At 61.4% G+C, this 26,081-nt stretch carries 25 protein-coding genes and 1 tRNA gene; 13 read left to right on the top strand and 13 right to left on the bottom strand.

The features are described from left to right. Positions 1 to 48: 48 nt before the first annotated feature. The gene (locus LF599_RS12375; protein ID WP_279520991.1) at positions 49 to 2,919 is read left to right on the top strand and encodes a sigma 54-interacting transcriptional regulator; all 2,871 of its coding nucleotides are present in this window, start codon (positions 49 to 51) and stop codon (positions 2,917 to 2,919) included. Positions 2,920 to 3,247: 328 nt separating this feature from the next. Beyond that, positions 3,248 to 3,406 carry a thioredoxin family protein gene (locus tag LF599_RS12370; RefSeq protein WP_279520990.1) on the top strand — a complete coding sequence of 53 codons (159 nt, stop codon included), beginning with the start codon at positions 3,248 to 3,250 and terminating at the stop codon, positions 3,404 to 3,406. 85 nt (positions 3,407 to 3,491) lie between these two features. On the opposite strand, the gene LF599_RS12365 is transcribed toward LF599_RS12370, so the two are convergent. Both LF599_RS12365 and LF599_RS12360 read right to left on the bottom strand, forming a co-directional pair. Further along, complete coding sequence (locus LF599_RS12365) at positions 3,492 to 4,853, bottom strand: putrescine aminotransferase (RefSeq protein WP_279520989.1); 1,362 nt, start codon at positions 4,851 to 4,853, stop codon at positions 3,492 to 3,494. A 57-nt stretch (positions 4,854 to 4,910) separates the two neighbouring features. After that, entirely contained in the window at positions 4,911 to 6,464 is a 1,554-nt protein-coding gene (locus tag LF599_RS12360; RefSeq protein WP_279520988.1) for an amidohydrolase, read from the bottom strand. Between the two features lie 537 nt (positions 6,465 to 7,001). On the opposite strand from LF599_RS12360, the gene LF599_RS12355 reads away from it, so the two are divergent. Further along, positions 7,002 to 7,736 (top strand): substrate-binding periplasmic protein, encoded by a 735-nt coding sequence (locus tag LF599_RS12355; protein WP_279520987.1) that lies wholly within the window; start codon positions 7,002 to 7,004, stop codon positions 7,734 to 7,736. 63 nt (positions 7,737 to 7,799) lie between these two features. Here the strand turns inward: LF599_RS12355 and LF599_RS12350 are convergent. Both LF599_RS12350 and LF599_RS12345 read right to left on the bottom strand, forming a co-directional pair. Continuing rightward, a tRNA-Ala gene (locus LF599_RS12350) sits at positions 7,800 to 7,875 on the bottom strand. A 37-nt stretch (positions 7,876 to 7,912) separates the two neighbouring features. Then, the gene (locus LF599_RS12345) at positions 7,913 to 9,442 is read right to left on the bottom strand and encodes a glycosyltransferase family protein (protein WP_279520986.1); all 1,530 of its coding nucleotides are present in this window, start codon (positions 9,440 to 9,442) and stop codon (positions 7,913 to 7,915) included. A gap of 70 nt (positions 9,443 to 9,512) precedes the next feature. Between LF599_RS12345 and LF599_RS12340 the strand changes: the two genes are divergently transcribed. Genes LF599_RS12340 through ruvC form a run of 3 tightly spaced genes read left to right on the top strand, consistent with a single transcriptional unit; the run spans position 9,513 to position 11,421 of the window. After that, positions 9,513 to 10,112 (top strand): RlmE family RNA methyltransferase, encoded by a 600-nt coding sequence (locus LF599_RS12340; protein ID WP_279520985.1) that lies wholly within the window; start codon positions 9,513 to 9,515, stop codon positions 10,110 to 10,112. Between the two features lie 54 nt (positions 10,113 to 10,166). Continuing rightward, complete coding sequence (locus LF599_RS12335) at positions 10,167 to 10,913, top strand: YebC/PmpR family DNA-binding transcriptional regulator (RefSeq protein WP_279520984.1); 747 nt, start codon at positions 10,167 to 10,169, stop codon at positions 10,911 to 10,913. A gap of 4 nt (positions 10,914 to 10,917) precedes the next feature. Further along, positions 10,918 to 11,421 (top strand): crossover junction endodeoxyribonuclease RuvC, encoded by a 504-nt coding sequence (gene ruvC / locus LF599_RS12330; protein WP_279520983.1) that lies wholly within the window; start codon positions 10,918 to 10,920, stop codon positions 11,419 to 11,421. Between the two features lie 70 nt (positions 11,422 to 11,491). Here the strand turns inward: ruvC and LF599_RS12325 are convergent, their stop codons facing one another. Beyond that, entirely contained in the window at positions 11,492 to 11,953 is a 462-nt protein-coding gene (locus tag LF599_RS12325; protein WP_279520982.1) for a hypothetical protein, read from the bottom strand. 142 nt (positions 11,954 to 12,095) lie between these two features. Between LF599_RS12325 and ruvA the strand changes: the two genes are divergently transcribed. The 3 genes from ruvA (at position 12,096) to LF599_RS12310 (ending at position 13,941) form a co-directional block, all read left to right on the top strand. Then, the gene (gene ruvA, locus LF599_RS12320; protein WP_279520981.1) at positions 12,096 to 12,716 is read left to right on the top strand and encodes a Holliday junction branch migration protein RuvA; all 621 of its coding nucleotides are present in this window, start codon (positions 12,096 to 12,098) and stop codon (positions 12,714 to 12,716) included. After that, a complete protein-coding gene (gene ruvB / locus LF599_RS12315; protein WP_279520980.1) occupies positions 12,713 to 13,699 on the top strand; it encodes a Holliday junction branch migration DNA helicase RuvB in 987 nt (328 codons plus the stop codon). The genes ruvA and ruvB overlap by 4 nt, the downstream gene beginning before the upstream one ends. A gap of 86 nt (positions 13,700 to 13,785) precedes the next feature. Then, the gene (locus LF599_RS12310; protein ID WP_071544194.1) at positions 13,786 to 13,941 is read left to right on the top strand and encodes a rubredoxin; all 156 of its coding nucleotides are present in this window, start codon (positions 13,786 to 13,788) and stop codon (positions 13,939 to 13,941) included. A gap of 392 nt (positions 13,942 to 14,333) precedes the next feature. On the opposite strand, the gene LF599_RS12305 is transcribed toward LF599_RS12310, so the two are convergent. The 3 genes from LF599_RS12305 to LF599_RS12295 are packed head-to-tail and all read right to left on the bottom strand — an operon-like array spanning position 14,334 to position 18,125. Further along, entirely contained in the window at positions 14,334 to 15,212 is an 879-nt protein-coding gene (locus LF599_RS12305; RefSeq protein WP_269942197.1) for a CPBP family intramembrane glutamic endopeptidase, read from the bottom strand. Next, complete coding sequence (locus LF599_RS12300; RefSeq protein WP_279520979.1) at positions 15,205 to 16,377, bottom strand: class II aldolase/adducin family protein; 1,173 nt, start codon at positions 16,375 to 16,377, stop codon at positions 15,205 to 15,207. The genes LF599_RS12305 and LF599_RS12300 overlap by 8 nt, the downstream gene beginning before the upstream one ends. Continuing rightward, positions 16,374 to 18,125: an aldehyde ferredoxin oxidoreductase family protein gene (locus LF599_RS12295; RefSeq protein WP_279520978.1), complete on the bottom strand. Its 1,752-nt coding sequence runs from the start codon at positions 18,123 to 18,125 to the stop codon at positions 16,374 to 16,376. The genes LF599_RS12300 and LF599_RS12295 overlap by 4 nt, the downstream gene beginning before the upstream one ends. 92 nt (positions 18,126 to 18,217) lie before the next feature. Between LF599_RS12295 and LF599_RS12290 the strand changes: the two genes are divergently transcribed. Next, entirely contained in the window at positions 18,218 to 18,745 is a 528-nt protein-coding gene (locus tag LF599_RS12290; protein ID WP_279520977.1) for a tetratricopeptide repeat protein, read from the top strand. Positions 18,746 to 18,816: 71 nt separating this feature from the next. On the opposite strand, the gene LF599_RS12285 is transcribed toward LF599_RS12290, so the two are convergent. Next, a complete protein-coding gene (locus LF599_RS12285; protein ID WP_269942202.1) occupies positions 18,817 to 19,290 on the bottom strand; it encodes a hypothetical protein in 474 nt (157 codons plus the stop codon). 188 nt (positions 19,291 to 19,478) lie between these two features. Between LF599_RS12285 and LF599_RS12280 the strand changes: the two genes are divergently transcribed. Continuing rightward, complete coding sequence (locus LF599_RS12280; RefSeq protein WP_279520976.1) at positions 19,479 to 20,765, top strand: DUF401 family protein; 1,287 nt, start codon at positions 19,479 to 19,481, stop codon at positions 20,763 to 20,765. A 104-nt stretch (positions 20,766 to 20,869) separates the two neighbouring features. After that, positions 20,870 to 21,250, top strand: a complete 381-nt coding sequence (locus LF599_RS12275; RefSeq protein WP_279520975.1) for a pancreas/duodenum homeobox protein 1 — start codon at positions 20,870 to 20,872, stop codon at positions 21,248 to 21,250. A gap of 381 nt (positions 21,251 to 21,631) precedes the next feature. Here the strand turns inward: LF599_RS12275 and LF599_RS12270 are convergent, their stop codons facing one another. After that, on the bottom strand, positions 21,632 to 22,558 hold the full coding sequence (locus LF599_RS12270) for a 4Fe-4S binding protein (protein ID WP_279520974.1): 927 nt from the start codon (positions 22,556 to 22,558) through the stop codon (positions 21,632 to 21,634). Between the two features lie 122 nt (positions 22,559 to 22,680). Between LF599_RS12270 and LF599_RS12265 the strand changes: the two genes are divergently transcribed. Next, complete coding sequence (locus LF599_RS12265; RefSeq protein ID WP_279520973.1) at positions 22,681 to 23,070, top strand: YidH family protein; 390 nt, start codon at positions 22,681 to 22,683, stop codon at positions 23,068 to 23,070. A gap of 76 nt (positions 23,071 to 23,146) precedes the next feature. Here the strand turns inward: LF599_RS12265 and LF599_RS12260 are convergent, their stop codons facing one another. From LF599_RS12260 to wtpA, 3 genes are read right to left on the bottom strand one after another with little or no spacing between them, the layout of a single operon-like run. Continuing rightward, the gene (locus LF599_RS12260; RefSeq protein ID WP_279520972.1) at positions 23,147 to 24,199 is read right to left on the bottom strand and encodes an ABC transporter ATP-binding protein; all 1,053 of its coding nucleotides are present in this window, start codon (positions 24,197 to 24,199) and stop codon (positions 23,147 to 23,149) included. Next, positions 24,196 to 25,023, bottom strand: a complete 828-nt coding sequence (locus LF599_RS12255; RefSeq protein WP_279520971.1) for an ABC transporter permease — start codon at positions 25,021 to 25,023, stop codon at positions 24,196 to 24,198. Before LF599_RS12255 ends, LF599_RS12260 begins: the two co-directional genes overlap by 4 nt. Before the next feature lie 3 nt (positions 25,024 to 25,026). Further along, the gene (gene wtpA, locus LF599_RS12250) at positions 25,027 to 26,007 is read right to left on the bottom strand and encodes a tungstate ABC transporter substrate-binding protein WtpA (protein ID WP_279520970.1); all 981 of its coding nucleotides are present in this window, start codon (positions 26,005 to 26,007) and stop codon (positions 25,027 to 25,029) included. Positions 26,008 to 26,081: the final 74 nt, after the last annotated feature.

Raw genomic sequence — 26,081 nt, 5'->3', positions numbered from 1 at the left:
GGGGCTGGTTTTCAGTGTGCAAGTGATGTAAGGATTATTCAAGGAGATATGCCGGTGAGTTCGACCATTCTCGTCGCCGATGGCGACGCCTCCATACGCGCGCTGATAAAGGATATCCTTGAAGCCCGGGGATACCGGGTGGAAACCGCCTCCACCGCCGTGTCGGCGGCGGCGCTCATGGCGCGCAGCAGTCCGGACCTGGTGTTGGCCGCGCACGGCGAAGAGGATGACGGCGGCTCACTGGTGAACGAGGCTGCGGGGCTCAAGCTCGTCACTCCGGTCATCCTGCTTATCTCCGCCTCCACGGAAAATCCCGGCCGTCTGGCCCGCGACTGCGGGGCCATGGCCTATCTGCAAAAGCCCGTGGTCCGTTCCCAGCTTGAAATGCTCGTGCGTCTCGGGGTGGCCGAGAACGAGTTGCGTTCCTCGACGATTATTCAGGAGAGGCGTTTGTCGTCCGCCCAGGCGTTCCTCCGTTCCATGCTCAACGCGGACGAGGGCGTGGTTCTCCTGTTGGACGAAAACGCCACGGTCATCGATTGCAGCGGGACCTCGGACGGCCTGTTGGGGCGGGACGTGGCCGAGTGCGCGGGCCAAGCCTATCCGTCGCTGTTCCCGGAATCAGTGACCAATCTGCACGAGGGGGCCATCGCCAAGGCGCGGACCACCGGCAAGGCGGCCCGTCTGGAGGAGCACCGTGGCGGCATGGTTCTGGAGACTCGGGTTAGGCCCGTGTTGCAGGGAAGCGCGCTTTCCGGGTTCGTGGTCCAGCTTCGGGACATCACCGCCGAGCGGCGCACCGAGGTCGGGCTTGCGGAAAGCGAGAAGCAGTACCGCAGCGTGTTCGCCGGGGCGTCGGACGCCATCATCCTGGTGGACCGGGAGCGGGGCGTGGTCATGGAATGCAACGATGCGGCGGGCCGTGCCCTCGGATACGAGCCGGGCGAAATTCGCGGCATGGCCGTCCAGGGGTTGGTGGCCCATCCCGAGCAGATCCTGTCGGCCATCGCCCATGGCGGGGAGCGGGTTTCCTACGATTATCTTAAACGCAGGAACGGCTCATCCTTTCCCGTTGAGCTGTCCATGAGCCATTTTTCCAATGCGGGCAGGGAAGTATGCATCCTTTACGCCCAGGACATTTCCAGACGGAAGATCGTCGAGGAGGCGTTACGAGAGGGCGCCAAGCTTTATCGCGCCGTGGTCGAGGACCAGACCGAGCTTATCTGCCGCTACGGCACGGACGGCAGGCTGACGTTCGTGAACAACGCCTTCGAGCGGTTTGTGGGCCAGGACGAGGAGGATGTGCTCGGGCGCAATTTCTTCGCCACCATGGAGGCCATGGACAGCCGGACCCTGACCCGGTGGCTGGACGGCTTCGATCCGGCCCGGCCCGTGCTTGACCTGGAAGTGCGGCAGATTCGGTCGGACAAGGAGGAGCGATGGATTTCCTGGACCCACCGGGCCGTGCTCAACGATCAGAACATGGTCGTGGAGATTCAGGCCGTGGGCCGTGACGTGACCGAGCATAAGGCCGCCGAACGCGCCCTGGTGCGGGCCACCATGGAGAAGGAGCGATATCGGTTGAACCTGGAGGCCACCTTTTCTTCCATCCCCGACGCCATCCTGACAGTGGATTCCGACCTGTCGATCATCGCTACCAACAGTGCGGCCAAGGCCCTGTTCGGGATCGAGGAGGGCCGGGCACGGGGGCATAGGTTGGAGGATATGGTCGGGGATGAAGGCAACCCGTGCGTCCAGGTGCTTCGGCAGGTTCTCAAGACCGACAAGCCTGTGCGCGGCTACGAGATCGAGGTGAAGACCCCGGCCCTTGGCGAGCGCATGGTCGAGATCAACTGCTCGCCGTTGGTGGACGGGGAGCGCGGGCAATCCGGGGCCGTGCTCGTGGTGCGCGACATTTCACACATCGCGGACCTGGAAAAACAGTTGCAACAGCGGCACGGCTTTCGCGGGATCGTGGGCCGCAGCAGCGCCATGCAGGACATCTATCAGCTTCTGGAGCAGCTTTCGTCCCTGGATTCCATCGTGCTTATCCTGGGAGAGTCCGGCACCGGCAAGGAACTGGTCGCCGAGGCCCTGCATTATGGCGGGGTGCGGGCGGGCAAGCCGCTCATCAAGGTCAACTGCTCGGCTCTGTCCGAGAGCCTGCTCGAAAGCGAGCTGTTCGGGCATGTTCGCGGGGCCTTCACCGGCGCGGTCCGGGACAAGGCCGGGCGCATACAGGCGGCCCAGGGCGGGACCCTGTTTCTGGACGAAATCGGCGACATCTCTCCCATGCTGCAACTCAAGCTTCTGCGTTTTCTGGAGAGCCGGGAATACGAGCGGGTGGGCGAGTCCAGGACCTGCACCGCGGACGTGCGCATTATCGCCGCCACCAACGCGGACTTGCGCGAGTCGGTACGTCGGGGCCTCTTTCGGGAAGACCTCTATTACCGGCTCAACGTCATGCCGGTGACCTTGCCGCCGCTTCGGGATCGGCAGTCGGACATTCCCATGCTGGTGGCGCATTTCCTGGAAATATTCTCCGAGAATTTCGGCAAGCTTTTCGACGGGGTGTCCGAAGAGGTTATGGACCTGTTCCTGACCTATTCCTGGCCGGGGAACGTGCGCGAACTCAAGCACGCCCTGGAGCACGCCTGCATACTGTCGCCCGGCAAGGTTATCGAGCTCAAGCACATCCGCAAGGATTTGGTGGACCAGATCAGGGGAGGGGCGCAGGGCGCGGTTCAGCTCCCCGAGAGTGGCGCGCCATCCTTGTCCTTTACGGGCAAACCCGGCAAGGAGGATATTCTGGCCGTGCTTCGGGAGTGCGGGGGTAACAAGGTCCGTGCTGCCCGCAGACTGGGCATCCACAGAGCCACCCTGTATCGCAAGCTCAAGGCCTGGGAAGTGGACGCCTGATTTTGCTCCTGTTCGCCGACGGCGAATTTATAATCATACTAACGTCATGATCTGATGCATCCGGACCGGCTCCCTGCTATGTTTTAAACATGCCTCTGCCGGTGGCCCTGCGCGTGCTCGGTGGAGAAGGAGTGAAAGGATGCGCAAGGTCAAGACTATAGAGCCTCAAGCCTTTGATGTGGAATTACGAGGCGGAGGCGTCCCTCTTTTGGTCGCTTTTCTGAAACGGAACGAAAGGTTTTCCGACCAGGTCGGGGTCCTTGAGGCGACGTGTCGCCGGTGCGGCGGCTCGTTGCGCTGTTTTTTATATCATGAGGATTACCTGGACATGGCCACCGAACGCTTTTCGGTGAAGGGCACGCCCACCTTTCTGCTGTTCCATCGCGGACGCGAGGTCGATCGGCTAATCGGGGAGTCCGACGGCGAGACCCTGAACGAGTTCGTCGGGACATCCCTGTCAGAACTGGACCGGGCGGACAGTCCGTAACTTCAGCTAGCCATGACGCAGCAGCGGCCGTCGTCCGAAAAGGGACGGCGGCCGCTGTTGTATTGTTCGGAGGTTTTGCCAGAGGCTATTGCGGGCTGGCGGACAGCGATTTGAAGACGTCTTCCATTCGGTTCAGGGCTTCATCCAGCAGGTCCATGGGAATGTTCAGTGCGGGTTCGAAACGGATGCACCGGGCGTTGGTGAGAGTTCCTGCCGTAATTACGCCGCGCGCGAACAGGCCGGAGGCCACGTGGTAGCCGATTTCGTCATTGACGAAGTGCATACCGACGAGCAACCCCTTGCCCGTGACCTTTTGCAGGATGCCGGGGTACCGTTCGGACAGTTCGTTCAGGTGTTTCTTGACATATTCGCCCTTTTCGGCGGCCTGGGCGGGGAGATTTTCGTCGTGCATGACCGTGATGGCGGCCAGGGCGGAGGCGCAGGCGATGGGGTTGCCGCCCGTCGTGGTGGTGTGCATGAACGGGTTGGGTTCCATGACTTTCCAGATTTCCGGGGTGGAGAAAAAGCCGGACATGGGCACCACGCCGCCGCCCAGCGCCTTGCCGAAACACATGATGTCCGGAGCCACGCCCCAGTGGTCCACGCCGAAGATTTCGCCGGTGCGGCCGAAGCCGGTCTGGACCTCGTCGGCGATTAGCAGCACACCGTACTTGTCGCAGACCTCGCGCAGGCCGGGCCAGAATTCGTCGGGCGGCACGATGGCCCCGGCTTCGCCCTGGATGGGCTCGGCCACCACGGCGGCGATGTCGTCGCCCACGGCCTGGGCGTAGCGCAATTCGCGCTCCACGGCCTCGACGTCGCCGAAGGGCACGTGGCGCACGCCTTCAAGCAACGGCAGCAACGGGGCGCGGAAATCGGTTTTGCCCATGAGTGAAAGGGAACCCAGAGTCTTGCCGTGGAAGCCCTTGAGCATGGCGATGAATCCCTTCTTGCCCGTGTAGAATTTGGCCAGCTTCATGGCACCTTCCACAGCCTCGGTGCCCGAGTTGGCGAAGAAGCCGTACTGGATGTCGCCGGGAGTCAGCTTGGCGATGATCCGGGCGAGCTTGGCGCGCAGGGGATCGAGCATTTCCTGGGAATACTGGGGCGAGCGGTCGAGCTGGGCCTTGACCGCCCCGACTATTTTCGGATGGCGGATGCCGTAGCTGTACAGGCCGAAGCCACCGAGGATGTCGATGTATTCGCGGTCCAGGGCGTCCTTCAGAATGGACCCCTGGCCCATCCATTCGGTCACGGCGAATTCGCCTGCCTCGGTCACGGATTTGCGATATTCCAGGAAGCCCTTGTTGATGTGGTCGCAGAAGTTTTCCACGGTCTCCGTGGCGATCCTGCGCCGCTCGTCAAGGGAAACGTTCCCGACGGGTTTTGTTATTATATCAACAAAATCAGTTGCTTCTCTAAATGCTTCATCGATGTTACGGGTCATGATTCCACTTGTGTTTTAGGTATTGCCTCGGGGCTTTGGCCAGGAATGGGAGAGCGGTCAGGCCGCCGGTCCGTCCCTGGGTTCGCCCACCGCCTTGCCTCGCACGATGGTTCTGTCGACCCTGATTTCGTTGATGGTTTCCGGGGAAACAGCGGTCGGATCGGCACTCAGGATCACCAGGTCGGCGATCTTGCCCGGCTCGATGCTGCCCCGTTCGGCTTCGTCAAAAGCGCTGTAGGCGGCGTCGATGGTGAACATGCGGATGGCCTGCGTGGGGGTGATGCGCTCTTCCAGGATGGGATGAAGCACGGCGGTCTGGATGCCGACGAGCGGGCCGTGGGGCGTGACCGGGCAGTCTGAGCCGCCGGTCATCGTCACGCCGTTCCTGAGCATGGTCCGATAGGGATGCAGCCTGCGGAGGCGGTCCATGCCGAACCGCTTTTCATAGGCTTCCATATCCACCAGGTAATGGATGAAAGCGGGTTGCATCCCGGCCAGGATGCCCGCCCGGCCCATGCGTTCCACCTGATCCCAGGTGGGAATCTCGCAGTGTTCGATGCGATGTCGGTGGTCTTCGCGCGGATAGGCCGCTATGGCCTTTTCCATGGCGGACAGGACCTGTTCGATGGCCCGGTCCGTTTCGCAATGGACGGCCACCTGGAGCCCGGCCTTGTGGGAGGCCAGGACAAAGGCGTCCATCTCTTCCTGGGTGTAGTTCAGGGTGCCGTAGTTGTCCGGCTGATCGAGGTACGGTTCGAACAGCGCTGCGGTGTAGGCGTCCATCGCGCCGTCCGCGCAGATGCAGCCGCCGATGCGGTCGAGCCCCATGCCCACGGTCTCCTCGACGTCCATGACCTGGTTCCAGAGGACCACGTTTACCGGAAGTTTATCCCTGTTTTCGAGGACGATGCGGGTGTCGCCGGGGCCGAATCCGCCGCCTTCCAGGCAGTGCAGGGTAGTGATGCCCTGTTTGAGCGCGGCCTCGCACGCCTTGCGGAAGCTTTCGAGCTTGACCTCGACAGGAGTGAGGGAAGACACGGCTGGAAAGATGAAGTCGGGCGCGCCCGGGTCGCGGATCACGCCGGTGGGGGTGCCGTCCCGGCCGATGTCCATGCCCGGCAGATCGGCGGGCGGGGAGAGAATGTCCATGGCCACGGAGTTCAGGGCGCACATGTGCCAGGAGGAATGCACGATCATCGCCGGGTTATCGGGGCAGACCGCGTCCAACTCCTCCTTCAGCGGCATCCGTTGTTCCCGCAGCGAGAAATCGTTGAGGGTGTAGCCGAGGACCCATGCGTCGGGGGCGGCGTTTTCGGCTGCCTCCCGGGTTTGCTCGAACACGGTTTCGAGCGTCTCGGCGTCCTGGAAGTCGATGCCGTTCAATACCTGGCCTGTCAGGCCGAGGTGTTGGTGGGTATCGATGAAGCCGGGCAGCACGGTTCGGCCCGCGAGATCGGTGACGGGCCAGCCCGCCTCGACCAGGTCCGCCATGTCGTTGTTGGAGCCGACCCGGAGGATGCGGCCGTCTTCCACGGCCAAAGCCTCGAACCGGGAATCCCGTGCGTCCATGGAAATAATATTGCCGTTCAGGAACAACTGGTTGTCTTGCATGGTGAAATATAGCGGACTGGAACCTTTGTTCCAGCCGTCGTGTTTGCGATTAACGGTTGTTTTTTTGTGTGGCCCGGCACCGGGCGCGTGTCCAGTCTTAGTTGCCTCGGCTCCGATGTCTCGCTCCGCGTTCGTGTCCGGGATGGCCTGAGGCTTTTCGCATGAGAAATGCGAGGGGCCATGGTCGGCAGTGTCGGCGTGTTCGACATAAGCTTACGCTTTTTATTTTTGTTTTCCATTAAAACTATTCGATTTTTTGCCGATAAGGATTCAGTTGGCCCGTGCGGCGGCGCAAACTGATTCCCGGCAATGCCGGGGATCGGGCTGCCCGGGAGCCGTTTTGTTGTCATTTGACATGAATGGGGTTTAAGAAAATGCTGTATTCATTCGCTTGATTTAGCTGTTTTTTGGCTCTGCCGGATATGGAAGAGCCAAGGGGAATCCCATGGGGAAGATGAGATTCCTTTGTCAATAATGGACAGCGAGTAATGGTTCGCATATGGTTTCGGCCACTTTTGTTTCAACGTGGGAGAACTCGTGGGGAAAACAATCATACTGGGCGTATGTTTGAGTCTGCTGCTGCCGGTATTCGCACATGCCGGAGATTTCGAGATGATGGCGATTGTCTATCCGCCGCTGGTTTACGCCGACAGCGGTCGGCTGTGGGGAGTGGCGCCGGAAGTTGTCGTTGAGATTCAGAAAATCGTCGGTGACGATAGCCCGTTACGCGAAACGCCCTGGTTGCGGGGATACGAGCAGACACAAAAACTGTCCATGCAGGGGATGTTCGCCATCGTCCGCATTCCCGAGCGTGAGAATTTGTTCAAATGGGTGGGGCCGATTTTCGGGGAGGGAGATTATTTTTTCAAGCGCAAGGGCGCGTCCCTGAAAGTCGATACGCTTGAGGACGCCCGCAAGGTGACGCGTATCGCCGTGCGCAAGGACGGCTACACCCATCAGGCGCTGGCCGCCAGAGGGTTCGACAACCTTGATGTGGGGCCGACCTACGAGTCCAGTTACATGAAATTGGTGGAGGATCGGGTGGACCTCGTGCTGATGGGCGAGCGCACGTATTATTATATGGTAAGGCAGGCCGGGTTGAACCCCGCCGAATTCGAACGCACGGATTGCAAGCTCGGAGACTCCGCCGCTTGGCTCGCCTTTTCCCTGGATGTACCCGACGAGACCGTCCGGGAATGGCAGGACGCCCTGGACGTCTTGAAGGCCAGCGGCGTCTATCAGAAGATCATGGACAGGAATTTCCAACCATAGTCCACTGTATTCATGCACGAAAAAGCCCCGCCGCAATCTTTGCGGCGGGGCTTTCATTTTTCTTGGTGGAGACGAAGAGATTTGAACTCTCGACCCCTGCCTTGCGAAGGCAGTGCTCTCCCAGCTGAGCTACGTCCCCGTTGGAGGAGCTTAGTTACCGCTTTTCCAGATGAAGCTCAAGCATTTTGAGCGAGATTGGAAAACATTGTTTCGAGGATCGTTTTCACGCGGTTGCGGTAGGTGTGATGTTTGGCGATGCATTCCCGCCAGGCGTGGCGCAGGGCGTGCTTTTTCGGGGTTTCCTCGCGATGGCGAATGACCATGTCGTGAATGTCGCCGGGCCGGGAGTAGACGATGGGTTCGACCAGTTCGTCGGGGAAAATTTCCAGGCCGGGGTGGATGTCCGTCAGCAGAAAACCGCCCGCGCACCATACGTCGAAGTTCCGCTGGTTGAGTCCGGCCGGGAGCTGCATTCCCGTGACATTGAGGATGACTCCGGCTGTTTTGTAGATGGCGGGCAGGTGTGCGTAGTAGTCAACCATCGGCCGCGCGTCGGCATCGGGATTGTTCAATCCCTTCCAGCCGTCGTCGCCGAAGATGACGATTCGGCCCGCACCGTTCAGGCAGTCGCGCTTCCATTCGGACGAGGCGAATTCCGCGCCCGCACCCACGGCCCGTACCCGGTTGCCCGGCCATAACGGTTCGATGTTCAGCCTGTCGCGCCACCAGTGAAAGTCATGACGGGTCACGCCATCGCCGCTTCGGATCAGGGCCTTGGCGTCGTCCGGCACGGTCTCGCCAGCGAAGAATTTGTCGCGGTCCGGGAATTGGGAGCGGCCCACGAAGACGAGCCTGCCGTCCAGGTCGCGGGCGTGGGGCGGCAGGGTCCCGCCCGTTTCGAACAAGGCCGGGGAAGCGGCCAGGGGCAAGTGTGTCACCCGCCGTGCGCCTGTCTCGATGAGCGGGCCGATGAAGCTGTGGTCAGTGACGAACAGGTCGAGGTCCCGCCAGGCCTCGGCCTTGACCGAGGTGAGCAGGTTGAACGGGTTGTCCACCAGCCAGACCGCGACCCGGGTTCCGGCCTCGCGCAGGATGGCCTGCCCTAGGCCGAAGTGGTCAAGTCCTTTGAAGTTAATCGATAAAAACAGGTCCGGGACGCCATTTTGCAGGCATTCCGGCAGGGCGCGGCCCGGATGCCTGCCCAACGGCTCGTGGTTGATGCGGATTACGGTCCAGCCCGATTCCTCAAAAGCGCGGGCCAGTTCCTCCACGAGCAGTCCGTTTTTGTCTACGGGCAGCCAGACGGTCCGTTTTTGTTTTGGCCGGTCGCGGTCGCCGAGGCAAAGCCGGGCGGTCAACGGGCCGTAAAACGAGGGGAGCGCTTTCTGCACCGGCAAATATCGGGCTACTCTGGCGCGTGCCGCCATTGCCGCCGTGAACATTTCGGGTTCCAGGGGACGGAAATTTGCGGGGACGCGCTCGGGCCACCCCTTCACCTGTTCGATGAAGGACGGGCTTTCCAGGTAGAATATGGTCTCGTCATCGGAAAGTTCGAACCATTCCGGAATCTTGTCAGGCTCCGGGCCGAGGCCGACGAAGATCGTCGGTCCCGTGCCGGATCGCCATTCGAAGCGGGCCTTGTCGGCGGGCATGGACTTGAATAAGCCGAGTTCGTCCCGTATGGATATATGTCGGGGTCTGGGCACGTCGTTTACTTGGCTTTTTCGGCGGATTCGGCTACTAAGTCGCTCCACGCCGGATTGACGGAGCGATACCATGAAACAATACCAGGACAAATACTTCAAACGGGCGAAAAAGGAAAACTACGCCGCCCGCTCGGTTTACAAGCTCAAGGAGATGGACAAGCGGTTCCGAATTTTCAAGCGCGGCCAGACCGTGCTTGATCTCGGCGCGGCTCCAGGCTCCTGGTCCCAGTTCGCCGGGGAGCGCGTCGGCCCCCAGGGTCGAGTGCTCGGAGTTGATCTCCAGACCACCAAGCACACCTTTGCCGACAACATTACGTTCTTGCAGGCGGACGTGTTCTCGGACTCGCCCGAGCTTCTCGAAGCCATTGAGCCGCTCAAGCCGTTTGACGTCATTATCAGCGACATGGCCCCCAAGACAACCGGAATCAAGTTCGCCGATCAGGCCAACTCCCTGGAGCTGTGCGAACGGGCCTTTGAGGTTGCGCTTAAATATCTCAAGAAGGGCGGCAACTTCGCGGTCAAGATCTTCGAGGGCGGCGAGATCAACGCCTACAGGGAGATGATCCGTCCTTATTTCGGTAAGATAAAGAATTTCAAACCCTACAGTTCCAGGTCCGAAAGCAAGGAGATATTTATCGTTGCTCTTGGCTTTAAGGGCGTAGACGGGTAAAAACATCAGGTCGATCGGGTAATCGGATCGATATCGAGCTACTCAGGAGGAAATATGGCCGGACATAGTAAATGGGCAAATATTCAGCACCGTAAAGGTCGCCAGGACGCCAAGAAGGCGAAATTTTTCACTAAAGCCGCCAAGGATATCATTTTGGCCGCCAAGGCCGGCGGCGGCAACCCCGACGACAACGCGACTCTTCGCCTGGCCATCCAGAAGGCCAAGGCCGTGAACCTGCCCAAGGACAGGATTGAAAACGCCATCAAGAAGGGTACCGGCGAACTGGCCGGCGGCGATCTGGCCGAAATCTTGTATGAAGGCTACGGCCCGGGCGGCGTGGCCATGCTGGTTGAAGTCGCTACGGACAACAAGAACCGCACCGTGGCAGAAATTCGCCATGCTTTTTCTAAGCACGGCGGGAACATGGCCGAGAACGGCGCGGTGTCCTACCTGTTCAATCGCAAGGGCGTCATCGTCTTCAACAAGGAAAAGTACACCGAAGACGATCTCATGGAAGTGGGCCTGGAAGCTGGTGCCGAGGATATCATCGACGACGGCGACTCCTTCACCGTGTACACCGCTCCTTCCGATTTCATGGCTGTGCAGCAGGCATTTGCCGATGCGGGCATGGAGTATGAATCCGCCGAGTTCAACCAGGTTCCCGAGACCCTGATCCCGGTGGACGCCACCGTGGGCAAGAAGGTCATGAATCTTTTCGACGCGCTGGACGACAACGACGATGCCCAGAACGTCTACATGAACGCCGACCTCCCGGACGACCTGTTCGACGAGGAAGACTAGGCTTATGGCCGAAGGGCTGGTCGTTCTGGGGCTCGATCCCGGCACGCGGGTCACGGGCTACGGCGTTGTCCGGGAACTCTCGGGCAAGGCGGAGCTGGTGGCCACCGGCACCATCCGTACCCCGGTCAAGAAGGACATGGCCACCCGTATGGGGGTCATCTTTGACCAAATCCAAGAGCTTATCCGGCTCCATGGACCGGCGGAAGCCGCCATTGAAAACGTGTTCGTTTCAAAAAACCCCTCGTCGGCTCTCAAACTCGGGCAGGCGAGGGGGGCGTGCATGGCAGCCTGCGCCACCAACAACATCCCCATGGGCGAGTATGAGCCGACCAAGGTAAAAAAGAATCTGGTCGGAGTGGGCAACGCCCCCAAGTCCCAGGTCGCCTATATGGTCGCCCACTGTCTTGGGGTCAAACGGCCCGACTGGCCCGAGGATGCCTCGGATGCGCTGGCCATCGCCATCTGCCATCTGAACGAGCGGCGTATGCGCCGCATGACCGGCGTCTGATTATTCGGCAAGACGCGAAAAAAGGCCCGCCAGGCATATGCCGGGCGGGCCTTTTTCGTACCTTTGCCGGTTACTTTTTGTGCCCCTTGCCCTTGTTTTTGCTCTTGCCCTTCGCCTTGCCTGCGGCGGACGGGTGCGCGCCGCATTCCTTGGCGATTCGGCCCCAGCCCATGCCCGAATCGCGCATGGCACGGATTTGGTCGCTGGTCTTGCCGCACTCGAAGGCGAGCTTGTCGACTCGGGCGTTGTCCAGGTTTGAGTTGGCCTTGTCGTAGCGTTCGCGGGCCTGTTGCAGGTCCAGTTCCGCGCGGGTCAGCTCCTCGCGGGAGGCGCTTTTGCGGTTGCGGAGGGCGTCCAGTACCTTCTGGGCGCTTGCCACTTCCTCTTCGGAATCAGAGACTTCCTGCACCACAGATTCGCCGACCAGGATGGCCAGTTCGTTCCAGGTCAGGTCTTCCCCCTGAGCCAGAGTCGGCGTGGCGGCTGCGATCAGCAGGGCGGCGGTCAAGAAAAGGCAGGCTATGGTTTTCATGGGGGCTCCCTCGTAACAGGTTGGCTCCGCGCGCGGGCGGGGTATTCTTTAATGAATATAAATTTATGGCATCGTTTGGTCAAGCCGGATACCCTTTGAATTACGTCCACTATTCGGCTAATGTCCCGACAGGAGGAATTTCATGATCGGATTTTTGCAGGGTGAGTTGCTTTCCGCCGACGAGAGAGGGCTTCTGCTGCTTACTCCCGGCGGGGTGGGCTACGAAGTGGCCGTGCCCACGTCGGTACTGGCCGGACTGCCGGGCCGGGGCGAGCAGGTGCGCTTGTTCATCCACACCCAGGTGGCCGAGAAGGCCATCGATCTGTTCGGTTTTCTGACCGCCGACGACCTTGATCTGTTCCGGACGCTCATCTCCATCGACAAGCTCGGTCCCAAGAAAGCCCTGGCCATTTTATCCATGTTCGACGCGGCGCATCTTCGCGAGATAGCCTTCCGCGAGGATGTGACGACCCTGTCCATGGTGCCGGGCATCGGTCCCAAGTCCGCAAAGCAGATTCTTTGGAATCTCAAGGACAAGGTGGACAAGCTCAAGCCCGCCGTTTCCGGCGGTGCGGGCGCGGCGCAGGAGCCGAAGGCGCCGCGAAGCGAGTACCTGGACGCCCTTGCGGGCCTCAAGGGGTTGGGCTACGGTGAAGACGAGATTCGGCCCCTGCTGATCGAAACCTTCGACGAAGAACCCGACCTAGACGCCGCCGGCGCAATCCGCGCGGTGCTCAAGAAAATCAACGCGGCACGCTCATGAGCAAATGCACCCTTCCCGAGGAAAACGTCCGCCCCAGGAAACTCTCCGATTTTATCGGCCAGCAGGACCTGCGCACCAACCTCGACGTCTTCATCCGGGCGGCCCGGGAACGCGAACGCTCCCTGGACCATACCCTTTTTTACGGCAATCCCGGACTGGGCAAGACCACCCTGGCCCGGATTATGGCCTCGGAGCTGGGAGTGAACATGGTTTCCACTTCCGGTCCGGTCATTGAGCGGTCCGGCGATCTTGCCGCCATCCTGACCAATCTGGAACGCGGGGACATCCTGTTCATCGACGAGATTCACCGGATGCCTGCCACAGTCGAGGAGGTCCTGTATCCGGCCATGGAGGATTTCCAGATCGACTTGGTCATCGGCTCCGGCCCGGGCGCGCGCACGGTCAAACTCGACCTTGAGCCGTTCACCCTGGTGGGGGCCACCACCAGGCTTGGCCTGCTGACTTCGCCCCTTCGCGATCGTTTCGGCTGCATTTTCCGCATCGAATTTTACTCGCCCGAGGAGCTGGGTCGCATCGTGGAGCGCAGCGCGGCCATTCTGGGGGTCGAGGTGGAGCCGGAGGGGGCCCTGGTCATCGGCCGCCGGGCGCGGGGCACTCCTCGCATCGCCAACCGGCTGCTTCGGCGCGTGCGCGATTATGCGTTGGTCCACGGCACCGGCGTAGTCACTCGCGAGCTGGCCGAGATGTCTCTGGAACGTCTGGACGTGGACCAGTACGGCCTGGACAACATGGACCGCAAGATTCTCACGCTCATGGTCGAGCACTTCAATGGCGGTCCCGTCGGACTGAAGACCATTGCTGCGGCCTGCGCGGAAGAGGTCAGGACCATCGAGGACATTTACGAGCCGTATCTGATCCAATGTGGCTTTTTGAAGCGCACTCCGCGCGGCAGAGTCGCCACGGCCAAGGCGTATCAGCACCTCAAACTGCGCATGGAAGATGATCAGCTTCCCTTGCTCTAGTAGTATTCGTTCTCACAAAATGGTTGTTTCCCGGCAGGGTTCTGCTATCATGGATTCCGACCTGAAAATAAATGGAGGTACGAGACATGGATAAATGGGAATGCCCGTGCGGCTACGTGTACGACCCGGCTGAAGGTGATCCGGAAAACAACATCCCCATCGGGACCAAGTTCGAGGACCTTCCCGACGACTGGGTCTGTCCCCAGTGCGGCGCGGAAAAAGAATATTTCGAAAAACTCTAAAAAACGGTCGAGGCCACTTGCCATATCCCCAAATAGGGGTGTATGGTTGAATCAAGTCAAAGGAATGTTTCAAGGCAACGCCAGACAACCTCAAGATTCATCGAATCGGACAGTGTTTCAGGGCAACCTCGCTAACAACAATAAATCCTTTGGTTGAGGCCCGTACCCCGGCAACCTCGAAAATAACATTTGAAAAAAGCCCCCGACCAGGGGGCTTTTTTTTATGGCTGCGCGCACCGCGTACAATGCGGTTGTTTTCGTCGCGGCAGTCTATCGTATTCATTAAATATATTATTGAGATTGACCCAAAGGCGCGATGTTGTCATCCACCCGTTGTCCGGGTGAAGCTGTTATGGGAAATGTGGAAAGGCGTCGAAAAGGTGGGTGGACGTTCACTCCTGCCGCAGGCGGCGGAGAATCATGACGGTCATGCAGGTCACGGCGGTCCAGACGAACACGCCGGTGAGTCCCATGGCTCCGCCGAGAAGGGGATGCGCGCCCGGGAACATCCACGTCCAGATGCCGTATCCCTGGGCGTTGGCCGCGCCGTGAAGGAAACCCGCAAGGATGGAGGAGCGGTAGTGGAGGGTCATTTCATTGAGGAAAGCGCCGAAGGCGAGGCAGATGAGACACATCATGACGACGCCCTGGATGGGCTGTCCCGGATAGTTGAGTCCGGCCAGAACGAGCGGAGCGTGCCAGACGCCCCAGAGCAGGCCGAGGATGAGGTAGGCGCGGGGCTTGCCGAGCGGCATGAGTCGGGGCAGGAGAAAGCCGCGCCAGCCCAGTTCCTCGCCCAGGCCGAAGGCGAAGTTGATGAGCGGCCCCAGAAAGACGGACAGGGGCAGCATGATCTTAAGGGCGGCGTCCCTGCCGATGGGCGTGCCGGACAGGGCGGCCAGCTCGTTCAGGTCGGGGTCGAAACCGGAAAGTCCCGCTCCCCAGGTGAGGCCGTACATGGCGGCGTAGGCCAGTGGGATGAGGCCGAGGAACAGGAAATAGGGACCGACGGAGCCCATGCGCAGGCTCAAGGCAGAAACGAGGCCGCGAGGGCTGGTGCGTTCCACAAACAGCGTCACCGCCAGTCCGGCAAGTCCGGGAATCCACATCACACCCATGAGCCACAGGGCGGGTGATGACCGGCTTACCAGGTCGTCGAAGCGCAGCCCGTTGGCAATGAGCGCGCCCTCCGCGCACCATGTGACCGCAAAGGTGAGCAGGATGAAGGCCAGGACAGGTCCCGGACGGAACGTGGCAGTGGAATCAGACATATTCGGACAACCTCTCGAAATAGAGTTCACGGCAGCGGTTTTCGATTTCGAGAAGCCGGGCGAAAGGCGCGTTGAAGTCCTTTTCGCCCGAGGTAAACAGGCCGTGCCCGTGGACCAGGGCGGCGCCGTTGGCGGCCATGGCAGGCGGCAGGGTGTGGCACAGCCCGGTCGGCCCCGTACCGACTTCTCCCGGCACGACGGGCACGCCGTCCACGGTCCGGCACTCCGGGCAGTCGAGGTGGCACCGGCCACGGCTCGGACAGTCGACGCGCTCGCAGTCCATGGACATGATAACCGAGAACTTGGGGTGGCCGTGCAGGATGCAGTCGTAGCGCGAGCGGCGGTAGATATCCTCATGGGCCGTCAGCTCGCTTGAAGCGGTCAGTCCGTTGGTGGACGAGCCGTCCAGGGGGCACGGGTCGATGCAGCCGTTCAGTTCATCGAGGGAACTGCCGGTCTGCGATATGTATATGGTGCCGTTCAACAAATAGGAAATATTGCCGAAAAATGAATCGACCAGGCCGAATCCCACCACCTTGCGACCCGCTTCGGCCATGGCCGAGACAACGCTTTCCTCGTCGCGGAAGGGGCCTTGAGCGAGGGCGGGCGGGATTTGGCGCGGTTCCGGCAGGAGGCGGACAACGCGGGAGAATGTTTTGATGTACTCGTCGTCGAGCGCGTTGCGCCGGGCGCGGTTGAGGTAGTCGGAGAAGAAGAGCACGAAGGTCGAGAAGATCGCGGAGGAGACGGATACGAATCCCTGTTCCGGGCTGACCGTGCCGCAGGAGACGATGCCCCGGCCCGGCAGGACGATGACCTTGCGCCGTTCGAGCAGGCCGGTCATGGCCGAAAGCGCGAACTCCCGGCAGACTGGAATGTCGTGCAGGAAGGTGCGCGTCTCGGTGTCCTCGGGCCGGATGGCGTTCGGATTGCGCGAGGCCAGGAAATCCAGGATGGTCCGGTACGGTTCGGCGGGCCGCACAAAGACCAGCGAGTTGATGGACAGGCGGTCGAACAGGCCGGAGAGCAGGGACGTTCTCGGGTCTTCCCGATTCCATGTCAGTTCGGCGTCAAGGCCGCCTATGAGCGGCGCGTCCGGTCCCCGTTCGGGAGCGATTCCCTGGGCGGCGAGCTTGGCCGCGAATTTTGCGCACAGGCTTTTCATCCGTCCAGCCCCAGCCGTTGCAGGGTTTCCGGGGTGGCGGCGCCGTTTTTATCCAGGCCGCGCACGACGTAATAGTTGTGCCGGGCCTGGAGAAACGCCTCACGGTCGATGGGCGGGATTTCGATGCCGCCGCCGGGGGTGCCCGGCTCGGTGAAGAAGCGTGCGGGCAGATCGTCGTCGGCCGCGCCGAAACCGTTTGCCGTGTTCATGCGCCGTTCGTTGACGGTGATCCGTTCGCCCGTTTCGAGCAGGGACTGGGCCGACCAGTCCTTGCCCGTGACTGCCGTGAGGGCCTTGGCGTATTCCTCAAGCCCGGCGGCCAGGAATATGAGTCGGCAGGCGTTGATGGAATCCGCGGCCGCGAGGGTGTCCTCGGCTATCTTGACGATCCGCGCCTTGCCGCTGAACGAAAAGCGGTCCGTGGCCACGGGCTTGCGCAAAACCTCGTGGCTGAGGGGAAAGGCTCGCTGGTGGCAGCCGCCCCGGGTGGACACCGCGTAGGCCAGGGCCAGGCCGTATCCGCCGCGCGGGTCGTAGGCGGGCAGCTCCATACCCTTGACGGTCATGGCCGTTTCCGGCCGGTGGCATACCTGGGCGACATGGGCCGCTCCCTGCCCGGAGTCGCCGCCTTCGGCCATTTCGCGCAGGGCGGAGAGGAGCGTCTTGCCGGAGTAGTCCTTGCCGCTGATTTCACGCAGGCACGCCAACACGGAACCGGCGGAGACCGGGTCGAGGCCGAGCCTGCCGCACAGGTCCACCCCCGCCATGGCCGTTTCGGGATCGTCGTTGCCGATGAGCGCGGTGAAGTGGGCCAGCGCCTCGAAGCCGGGCAGGCTGCGCCCGTCCCGGGCGATCTTGCGGCAGTGGATGTGGCATCCGAGACAGCCGTGGTCGCGCGGTTCGCACAATGCGGCCAGGGCCGAAGCGTTGACCTTGGCTCCGTGCTCGAAATACGTCTTTTGAAAATTATCCGTGGGCAGCATCCGGCGGGAGTTCATCAGGTCGAGCAGGGCCGGGGTGCCCCATCGCGAAAAACCGTGGCGGCCCATGAGCACCGGCGAGGCCATGGTCAGCCGCACGATGGCCTCGTTGGCTTGGGCAAGCGCGTCGGGATCGTGGACCGGCACGTCGCCCGTGCCGCGCACGGTCAGGTATTTAAGGTTTTTGGCCGCCCATATCAATCCGAGTCCGCCGCGCACTCCGCCATGCCGATGATCTACGGCCACCGAGGCGAGGAGCGAGCCGTTCTCAGCGGCGGGGCCGATACAGGCCAGCGAGGTGTCCTCGGGCAGTCGCTTCTCCAGCGCGTGCAGGACCGCGTCCGTGTCCTGGCCCCACAGGGAGGTCTCGACCACGCGCACATCGTTGTCGTCGATTTCGATGCCGCAGGGGACGGAGCCGCGTCCGGTGATGACAAGCCCGTCGTATCCGGCTTTTTTGAGCCGAGTGGGCAGACCTCCCCCGATGGAGCCGTCGCACATCGCGCCTGTCAGGGGGGAGCGGCTGACGATGGAACCGCGTCCCGAGGTGGGCGAGTCGGTCCCGGTCAGGGGGCCTGTGAAGATAAGCAACGGCAGTTCGGGGGCGGAATATTCGCGGTCGGCAAAGGGACGCAGGTAATGTCCGGCCAGCCCTCGGCCGCCGATAAACGCGTCATATACGGCGTCGTCGGGGTATTCGGCCATGGCCTTGCCCGAGGTCAGATCGATATGGAGGACCTTGCCGGTCCGGCCGAAAAGTTCGTCCATGTGGAGGAATCTTTCACGAACAGCCTGAAAAGGCAACCGGTTGCCGCCTTGACGATGTGGACGAAACAGGTATTCTGCGGGCCGGAGGAATCATGGCCGAGAAGAAGATCGACAAATCCCGCCGCAATTTTCTGTTCGGGGCCGTTCGCCGCCTGAAAAAGGAGGACGATCAGCTCGTGGCCTCAACCGCCGGGGGTATCGAGGTGGTCAAGGCCGCCAACGCCCTGTACGTGGACGAGCAATGGGAAGAGGCGCGTCTCAAGTACAAGGAATGCCTTGAGCAGGACAAGAACGATGCGGACGTGCGCTACCGTCTGGGCGTCTGCTCCTACCGTTTGGGCATGTATCGCCAGGCCAAGCTGGAATTTGAGCGCGCCTTGCGGATCGACCAGACCTATCAGGACGCTTTTCTCTACCTCGGGCTGACGATGGTTCGCCTGGGGCGGTCCGAAAAGGTCCCGGCCTTGTGGTCCCGGTATTTCAATCCGTCCGCAGTGAAGGTCATGCGCGAGCTCAATCTGCAATTGGGGCTCATCGAGACAGGGCAGCCCGACCCGGACGAGGAGATCGCACAGGCAGTGGAAAAGGCCATCGCCGAGTCCTGCGATGATGTGGGCTGAGGCCCATCCGCACCAGGCGCGAAAAAGCCCCGTCACCAGATGGTGACGGGGCTTTTTCGCATCGGGTGGGGCTAGCAGTTGCCCTTGATCTCGTCGTCGCCCGCCTGTTGCGCAATCTTGGCCATCTGGGCGCGGATGTAGTTGGCGGCGACATCGCCGAGGTCATCGCGGCCCGTGGCCTTCATGCCGTGTTCGCGCAAGTCCTCGTCGATCTGCTTTTCCATGCGGGCGGACTCCAGGAACATGACGTAGGCGAGCACCAGCGCGCCGTTGTTGTCGTCGGAGCCGTCGCAAAGAAGCTCGATGTTCTTCACGTCCACGGTCTCCAGCAGCCGGTCGATGAACATGGTGATCCACTTCTCGTAGAGCTCGTGCATGATGGGCGGGATCAGGCTGGCCACCTGCTCGGCCGCGTTGCCCGCCGTGCCGGTGACGGCCAGGAACTCGTTCAGGGCTTCCAGTCGCCGGGACTCGTCCTGCTCTTCGACCTTGGTGATGATGGTGGCGAAAATATGGGCTCGTATCTGTTTTCTGTTCATGCTCATCGGTCTTTGTCTCCGCTTGATGATCGGCCTGGCCGCAGATTCCTTCTGTAGCGCAATGCGCCGGTCCGGGCAAGGGGCCTTGGTCCGCCCCATCCCTTTGCGGCGGCTTTTGCTTGCTTTTTCGCCACGAAGAACGGAAGCTGTATCGGTTCCCGATACGTCCCGTCCAACTCGCAAGGATGCTTCGCATGGATTCCTTTTTCGTTACCCTCGCTCCCTTCATCAAGGTGCTCTTTTCCTTTTTGCTCATGCTCGCGGGAATGCGGCTGCGCATCGGGCTGGGGCTGTCCATCCTTTTGGGCGGCGCGGTCATGGGCCTTCTTTTCGGCATGGGCGTCGCGCCCATCGTCGAGACCGGCGTTCTGGCCCTGACCCAGGAAAAGTTCCTTTTCTTGGCGGCCATCGTAGGTCTTATCCTGATTCTGAGCGACGCCATGGAGCGGTCCGGCCAGTCCCGGCGGCTCATGGAGGCGTTGTCCGGCTTCCTGACAAGCCCGAGGCTCAGGCTCGTCTTTTTCCCCGCCCTTATCGGGCTGCTCCCCATGCCCGGCGGAGCGGTTTTTTCCGCGCCCATGATAAAGACCGTGTCCGAGGACATGCGCATCAGCAATTCGGACCGGGCCGTGCTCAACTACTGGTTCCGCCACATATGGGAGCTGGTCTGGCCGTTGTATCCCGGCATCATTCTGACCCTGGCTCTGGCCGACATCCAGATCATCGATCTCATCTCCTACACCTGGCCCGGCACTCCCATCATGCTTCTCGCGGGTTGGATATTCTTTCTGCGCCCCGGCGTTCTCGGGGCCAAGGATCTGGCCATCCCCATGCCCGTCACCGCCCGCAGCAAGTCCGCCGCCTTCCGGGAAGGGCTGCCTCTGCTCATCGCCATCGTGGGGGCCATCGGGCTGGAAACCTCCATCGCGGCCTTTGCACCCGCCGTTCCCTTCGAGTTCGGCGTGGTCGCCGCTCTGGCCGCCGCAGTGGCCTGCGTCATGGTCCAGAACACGCAACTCGGCCTGGGGTTTCTCCGGCAGGTGCTGACCAAGAAATCCCTCTGGTCCATGGTTTTCGTCATCACCGCCATCTTTATCTTCAAGGATGTCCTCCAGGCCGCAGGCGTGGTTCGGGAGATGGCCCGTGTGGCGGGCGGCAACGCGGCCCTGTTCGCCTCGGCCGCCTTCCTCCCGTTTCTCGTCGGCATGGTGGCTGGCATCAACGTGGCCTTTGTGGGCGCGACCTTTCCCCTGCTGCTTGGCGTGCTCGCGTCCCTCGGGATGCAGGACCAGACCATCCCCTACATCGTGCTGGCCACATTCTGCGGGTTTACGGGGGTGATGATTTCGCCCATCCATATCTGTTTCATCCTCACCTGCGAATACTTCCAGTGCGATCTGGGACGTACCTGGCGCAAGGTCGTGCCTCCGTGCCTTGTCTTTCTGGCCTCGGGAGTGGCCCTTTTCTTCGTCTACGTCTGATGCGCGCCGGTTGATCTTGCCCGGTGCCGGTATTTTCGGTAAACACCAGGCTTTGCCAATGCTTGCAATCGTGCAAACCATTCGTTTTTTTGGGGGGAGAGTTCATGAGTCCATATGGCCGGATTTTTACAGAGGATACTTTGCGGACCATTTTTCCGCCCGAGCGGACCGAGGCCTTTTTCGAGGCCCTGTTCGGCGACGCCGAAGAGGGAAGCTACGACATTGCCCTGGCTTATGGCGGAGCCGAGGGACAGGTCCTGAATTTCGAACTCAAGCTCGTTCAACGGCCCGGCAAATGTCTTGCCTGCAACCTGACCTACGGTTTGCCGCAGGTCTTTTCCCGGCATCCGGTAATCAACGTCAACGGCATAGCCGACGCCGTAGCGCGGGCCGCGGGTGCTCCGTCCGCAGAATGGGAACTTGGCAACACCCGTGAACTCTCCCGAGAACTCCACGTTATTCCCCTGACCATCACCCTCGCCTGACGCGGGGAGAACGACCGCTAATAAAAAAGGCCGGGACTTGTTCCCGGCCTTTTTTTTGTGGTGAATGCCTCCGGCGGCTGGGGGAAGGGGAAGGAAAACCCTTTGAAAAAGGGCTTTTCCTTCCCCTTCCCCCAGCCCCCCCCAACCCCTTCCTTTCCTAAATTTTATATATGCGCTTCCGCGCGAACTTCGGGCGCGAAAAGATGGATGTTTTTCCCAGACGAATTATCGGATGAGATGATCGGTCAAAGTGAAAACAACAAACCGTCTGCCTCCCCGCGAAGCGGCGCCAAAAAGTTTTGGAGAGTCCAGAGAACCTTTTTCAAAAGGTTCTCTGGCGGGGTTCGGGGCAGCGCCCCGGCCGCCGGAGGCACTCCCTCATTACAAGTCGTCGACCTTGAGCGGGCTTCCTTTTTCGGGGGCGGCTCTGAGGGTGAGGGCGTCCTTGGGGCAGGAGAGGGTGCAGACTCCGCAGCCCATGCAGCGGTCTTCGCGGATGAACGCGCCGTCCTTGTTGAACCCGATGGCCTTGAATTGGCATTTTTGGGCGCAGGTGCCGCATTTGGTGCACAGGTCCTGGTTGACCTCGGCGAGGTAGCCGGATGAACAGAGCATGGGGATGCCGTGGGCATGGGCCTTCATGGCTCCGCAGCAGCAGGAGCAGCAGTTGCAGATCGCGTAGAACCGTCCGAGGGCTACGTCCTTGAAGAAGGCGTGGGAGACATGGCCGCGCGCCTGCTCGGCCCGAACCACGGCCACGGCCTGGTCGGCGGTGATGGCCCGCGCCTTGGTCGGATGGTGTTCAAGGACGAAGGAAGCGAAGGGATCGCCAATTATTAAACAGACGTCCGTGGGCGTGCAGGGATTTTTCATGCCCGCCCGGCAGGGACAGTCCAGGAGGACGATCCTTTCCGGGTTGTTGAGGATAAGCTCGCGGGCCTTTGTATAGGGCAGGACGGTTTCGGGCAGGGATGTGTTCACGGGTCGGTCCAGGCGGATGAGCTTGGTGGCCTCGGCCAGCGGCAACGGCTTGCCGTGGTAGGCGTCGCTCCAGGTGGGACGGGTCTGGGACGGGTCGCCCGATCGGTGGGCGTCTGTTTCCGTGAAGGGATGGACGCGGTCGATGATGAAGACCAGCGGCACCCACAGCCAGCGCCACCACGGGTTCTTGTCACCGGCCAGGCCGATATAGTGGTAGGGCCACCGGGCGTAGACATAGCCGTGGATGAAGTCGAACAGGGACATGCCTTGTTTGCGGCACGCTCGGTAGTACTCTTTGGTCGATTGCTTGATGAAGGGAATTTGCATTGCCTGTTTTTGCCCGGTATATGTTCAACAAGTCTGATGATACTATCGTTTGAGGCGGCAAAGTCAACAACACGGCGCGGCGGTCGGCGGTGATTGCGGCGGCCGTAAACCGGAGGTGGCGAATGAACACGAATGGCGACGATGTGCGGACCCGGCTGGCCCGAGAGCGCAACGCGTTGGCCGTGAACCGTACCCGGCTGGCGAACAGGCGGACGTTCCTGGCCTGGTGCCGGACGGCTCTGGCCTTCATGACCTTCGGCTTTCTGCTTGAGAAGGTGGACGCCTTCGTGGCCTACCAGAGGGCCGATGTGCCAGCCGGAGTGCTTGCCGAATTGGGCTGGCTCGGCAAGTTCGCCTTTGTGGGCGGTCCCGTGCTCGTGGCTTTCGCGGCCTGGCGGTACTATCGGCTTGAGAGGGAATTAGGTTTTGACAGCGGCGATCTTTATGTGGTCCCCGAGCTGATTCTTTTTGGTGTGATTACGGCCAGTGCCGTCATTTACCTGTCCCTGTAAACGCCGTGTCCCCGGCCTGGCGTTTTCAGTACGTTTGGGGCGGCGGGACGCTTCGCAATATGGCGAAGATTCGAGGCTAGCCGTTGTTCGACATGTGGTGGAGGTGTTCCCCGGCAAAGCCGACGGTCACCGGCGAGCCGCTGTCGAGCCCCCGGCTGAGCACCATGTGGCGATCCACCAGGGCGGTCAAGGTCTGGTCGCCGCAGCGGATCACGGCGGTCCAGGTGAATCCCTCCCGTTCCAGCCGTTCCACGGTCCCGCGCAGGATATGCCAGTCGCGTGGGAAATCCTTCACGCTTCCCACAAAGGCGTCTTCGGGCCGCAGGGCCGCGAATCCCGCCGTTCGCGCGGGCAGCTCGGGCAGCCCTTCAAAGGCGTGCCCGGCAAAGGTGCAGCACCCCTTTGCATAGTGGGCCGGAAACACGTTGGTCATGCCGACGAAGGCGGCGGTGAACGGCGTGGCAGGGCGTCGGAAGATGTTGGCCACCGTGTCCTGCTGGTGCAGCCTGCCGTCCTTGATGACCGCGCCGCGCTCGGCCAGGATCATGGCGTCGGCGAAGTCGTGGGTGACCATCAGGAACGTCGTGCGCGTGGTTTCATGCACGTTTTTCAGGGTTCGCCGCAGCTCGCCCCGGAATTGCGGGTCAAGGGAAGAGAGCGGTTCGTCCAGGAGGACCACATCCGGGCGGCAAGCCAGGGCGCGAGCCAGGGCCGTGCGTTGCTTTTCGCCGCCCGAGAGATTGTCGGGCCGCCGGTTTTCGAGTTTCAAGAGGCCCAGCGTGTCGAGCAGTGCTCGGGCTTCGCGTTTCCCATCATCCCGTTTTATGCCGTGGTAGCGCTGCCCATACATGACGTTTTGCAGCACGGTCAGGTGCGGAAACAGGGCGTGGTCCTGGTACACCAGGCTGACTTTGCGTTCCTCCGGGGGAAGGCTGGTCACATCGCGTCCGCCGATGACCACCGAGCCGCCGTTTAACCGGGTCAGGCCTGCCACGGTTTCGAGGACCAGGGTTTTGCCCGATCCGGTGGAGCCCATGAGGGCGAAGAACTCCCCGGGCCGGATATGCAGGGAGACTCGGTCCAGGGTGAACCCCGGCAGATTGATGGTCAGGTCGGTCAGGCGGATCACGAGGACTTTCCTTTGGGCAGGGACAGGGACCGGAGCAGGAGGAAGAACAGCATACTGACGAGAATGAGGATCACGGCCACGGGCTGTGAGTATTTGAGGCCGTAGGCCGTGAATCGTTCGTACATGAGAACCGGGGCGACCATTGGATGGTAGGCCACGATGATGATGGCCCCGAATTCGGACAGGGCGCGGGCCATGCACATAATCATGCCGACAAGCATGTAGCGCCAGCACAGCGGCAGGGTGATGCGGAAGAAGGTGGCGGCGGCTCCCGCCCCCAGGGAGCGGGATACGTTCTCCAGCCGCCGGGGGATGGATTCGATGCCCGATTTGGCCGCGTTCACGTAGAAGGGGACGCCCACGAACACGAGCACGGCCACGATGCCCGTGGTCGAGCCCATGATTTCCACGCCCATGGATTTGAGCAGGCCGCCGAAGGCCGTGTTGGGGCTGGTCAGGCCGAGCAGGGCGATGCCTACCACCGGGTGAGGGATCATGATAGGCAGGTCGACCAGGCTTTCGACAATTTTCTTGCCGGGAAAATCGTTGCGCGCCAGCAGATAGGCGAGGGGCGTGCCGAACACAAAGGCGATACCGGCCGCGGCCGCCGATGTGGACATGGACAGCCAGACAGAGGCCAGGACCTCGGGGTCGCCCAAGGTGTCAATGAAGACCTCCCAGGTAGGCCCGGTCAGGGTGGAGGCCATGGGGATGCCGATAAACAGCAGGACCAGCGCGGCCGACGCGAGCATCCACCCCTGGAATATGCGGCCGGGGAGGGACCGCAAAAAGCCGTTCCCTCCCCGGATGGATGTTTCGATCATTGCTTATTCGGAGACGGTGGCCAGGGGCTTGAGGACCTCGGGCAGCTTGGCCATTCCCGCGGCGTTGGTGCGCACCGGCACGAACGGCGGCTGGCCCATATCCTTCAGGATCTTCAGTCCGCCCTCGGGGTCGAACAGGAAGGCCAGGAAGGCGTCGGCGGCTTCCGGGTTGGGAGCCTTGTCGATCCGGGTGATGCCGTAGGTGATGGACTTGCCAACGCGCTCAATGAAGGTGCCGGGCTTCTTGCCGGTGACCTTGACCTTGGCCGAGGCGTAGTAGTCGTTCATGTCGAAATCGCCGAGGTTCAGGTGCTTGTCCAGGGTGACGTACTTGAGATTGTGCTGCACGGCCACGGACAGGTATTCCCAGGCGTAGTCCATGTGGCCGGACTGGAGCAGGGAGATGAGCTCAACGGACTTCGGCCGCACGTTCTTCTCGGGGCGGTTGGCCAGGAGCTGTTCGTAGAGACCGGCCTTGCCGTAGAACTTTTCGGCAAGCTGCAGGACCATCAGGGAGCGGTAACCGCAGGGGTCCAGGTTGGGATCGGAGTGGCCCCAGACCACGCCGTCGCGCAGAAGGATGTCAGCCCAATTGTCGCCGTTGATCTCGTTGGCGAACTTGGACTTGTCGGTGTAGCACAGCACCATCTGGTTGGAAGCGAAGCGGACGTTCCAGGAGGAAAATTTGGGTATCAGGTTCTTGTCGATGACCACGTAGTCGGCGGAAGCCATGATGTCTGCGGGCTTGCCGACTTCGGAGATCAGCCGCGCCATCTTGGTGGAACCGCCGGCCTCACGCAGGACGTCCACCTTGGGGTACTTGGCCTCGAATTGCTTTTCGATGGCCGCGAACGGGACGGACAGGCTGCCCGCGTGGAAGATGATGAGTTTGCCGGACGGCTCGGCCTGCGCGGCGCCCGGAGCCAGCAGCAGGATCATGACCATGGCCAGGGAAGCCATGAAAGCGGTGATGCGGTGTGACATTTTCACTCTCCTTGAAAGATTGAGAAACAGTCGTTTGTGAAATTGTCGACATTATGCTCTCGCATGAATAATGT

Source organism: Pseudodesulfovibrio thermohalotolerans, from assembly GCF_021353295.2.
In the GTDB taxonomy this organism is placed as follows: domain Bacteria; phylum Desulfobacterota; class Desulfovibrionia; order Desulfovibrionales; family Desulfovibrionaceae; genus Pseudodesulfovibrio; species Pseudodesulfovibrio thermohalotolerans.
This window is presented reverse-complemented; position numbering and strand designations above follow the sequence as displayed.

Coding starts and splice junctions, on each gene's coding strand:
- LF599_RS12375 (WP_279520991.1), top strand. CDS start 49: ATGCCGGTGAGTTCGACCATTCTCGTCGCCGATGGCGACGCCTCCATA.
- LF599_RS12370 (WP_279520990.1), top strand. CDS start 3,248: ATGGCCACCGAACGCTTTTCGGTGAAGGGCACGCCCACCTTTCTGCTG.
- LF599_RS12365 (WP_279520989.1), bottom strand. CDS start 4,853: ATGACCCGTAACATCGATGAAGCATTTAGAGAAGCAACTGATTTTGTT.
- LF599_RS12360 (WP_279520988.1), bottom strand. CDS start 6,464: ATGCAAGACAACCAGTTGTTCCTGAACGGCAATATTATTTCCATGGAC.
- LF599_RS12340 (WP_279520985.1), top strand. CDS start 9,513: ATGAAACAATACCAGGACAAATACTTCAAACGGGCGAAAAAGGAAAAC.
- LF599_RS12335 (WP_279520984.1), top strand. CDS start 10,167: ATGGCCGGACATAGTAAATGGGCAAATATTCAGCACCGTAAAGGTCGC.
- ruvC (WP_279520983.1), top strand. CDS start 10,918: ATGGCCGAAGGGCTGGTCGTTCTGGGGCTCGATCCCGGCACGCGGGTC.
- LF599_RS12325 (WP_279520982.1), bottom strand. CDS start 11,953: ATGAAAACCATAGCCTGCCTTTTCTTGACCGCCGCCCTGCTGATCGCA.
- ruvA (WP_279520981.1), top strand. CDS start 12,096: ATGATCGGATTTTTGCAGGGTGAGTTGCTTTCCGCCGACGAGAGAGGG.
- ruvB (WP_279520980.1), top strand. CDS start 12,713: ATGAGCAAATGCACCCTTCCCGAGGAAAACGTCCGCCCCAGGAAACTC.
- LF599_RS12310 (WP_071544194.1), top strand. CDS start 13,786: ATGGATAAATGGGAATGCCCGTGCGGCTACGTGTACGACCCGGCTGAA.
- LF599_RS12305 (WP_269942197.1), bottom strand. CDS start 15,212: ATGTCTGATTCCACTGCCACGTTCCGTCCGGGACCTGTCCTGGCCTTC.
- LF599_RS12300 (WP_279520979.1), bottom strand. CDS start 16,377: ATGAAAAGCCTGTGCGCAAAATTCGCGGCCAAGCTCGCCGCCCAGGGA.
- LF599_RS12295 (WP_279520978.1), bottom strand. CDS start 18,125: ATGGACGAACTTTTCGGCCGGACCGGCAAGGTCCTCCATATCGATCTG.
- LF599_RS12290 (WP_279520977.1), top strand. CDS start 18,218: ATGGCCGAGAAGAAGATCGACAAATCCCGCCGCAATTTTCTGTTCGGG.
- LF599_RS12285 (WP_269942202.1), bottom strand. CDS start 19,290: ATGAGCATGAACAGAAAACAGATACGAGCCCATATTTTCGCCACCATC.
- LF599_RS12280 (WP_279520976.1), top strand. CDS start 19,479: ATGGATTCCTTTTTCGTTACCCTCGCTCCCTTCATCAAGGTGCTCTTT.
- LF599_RS12275 (WP_279520975.1), top strand. CDS start 20,870: ATGAGTCCATATGGCCGGATTTTTACAGAGGATACTTTGCGGACCATT.
- LF599_RS12270 (WP_279520974.1), bottom strand. CDS start 22,558: ATGCAAATTCCCTTCATCAAGCAATCGACCAAAGAGTACTACCGAGCG.
- LF599_RS12265 (WP_279520973.1), top strand. CDS start 22,681: ATGAACACGAATGGCGACGATGTGCGGACCCGGCTGGCCCGAGAGCGC.
- LF599_RS12255 (WP_279520971.1), bottom strand. CDS start 25,023: ATGATCGAAACATCCATCCGGGGAGGGAACGGCTTTTTGCGGTCCCTC.
- wtpA (WP_279520970.1), bottom strand. CDS start 26,007: ATGTCACACCGCATCACCGCTTTCATGGCTTCCCTGGCCATGGTCATG.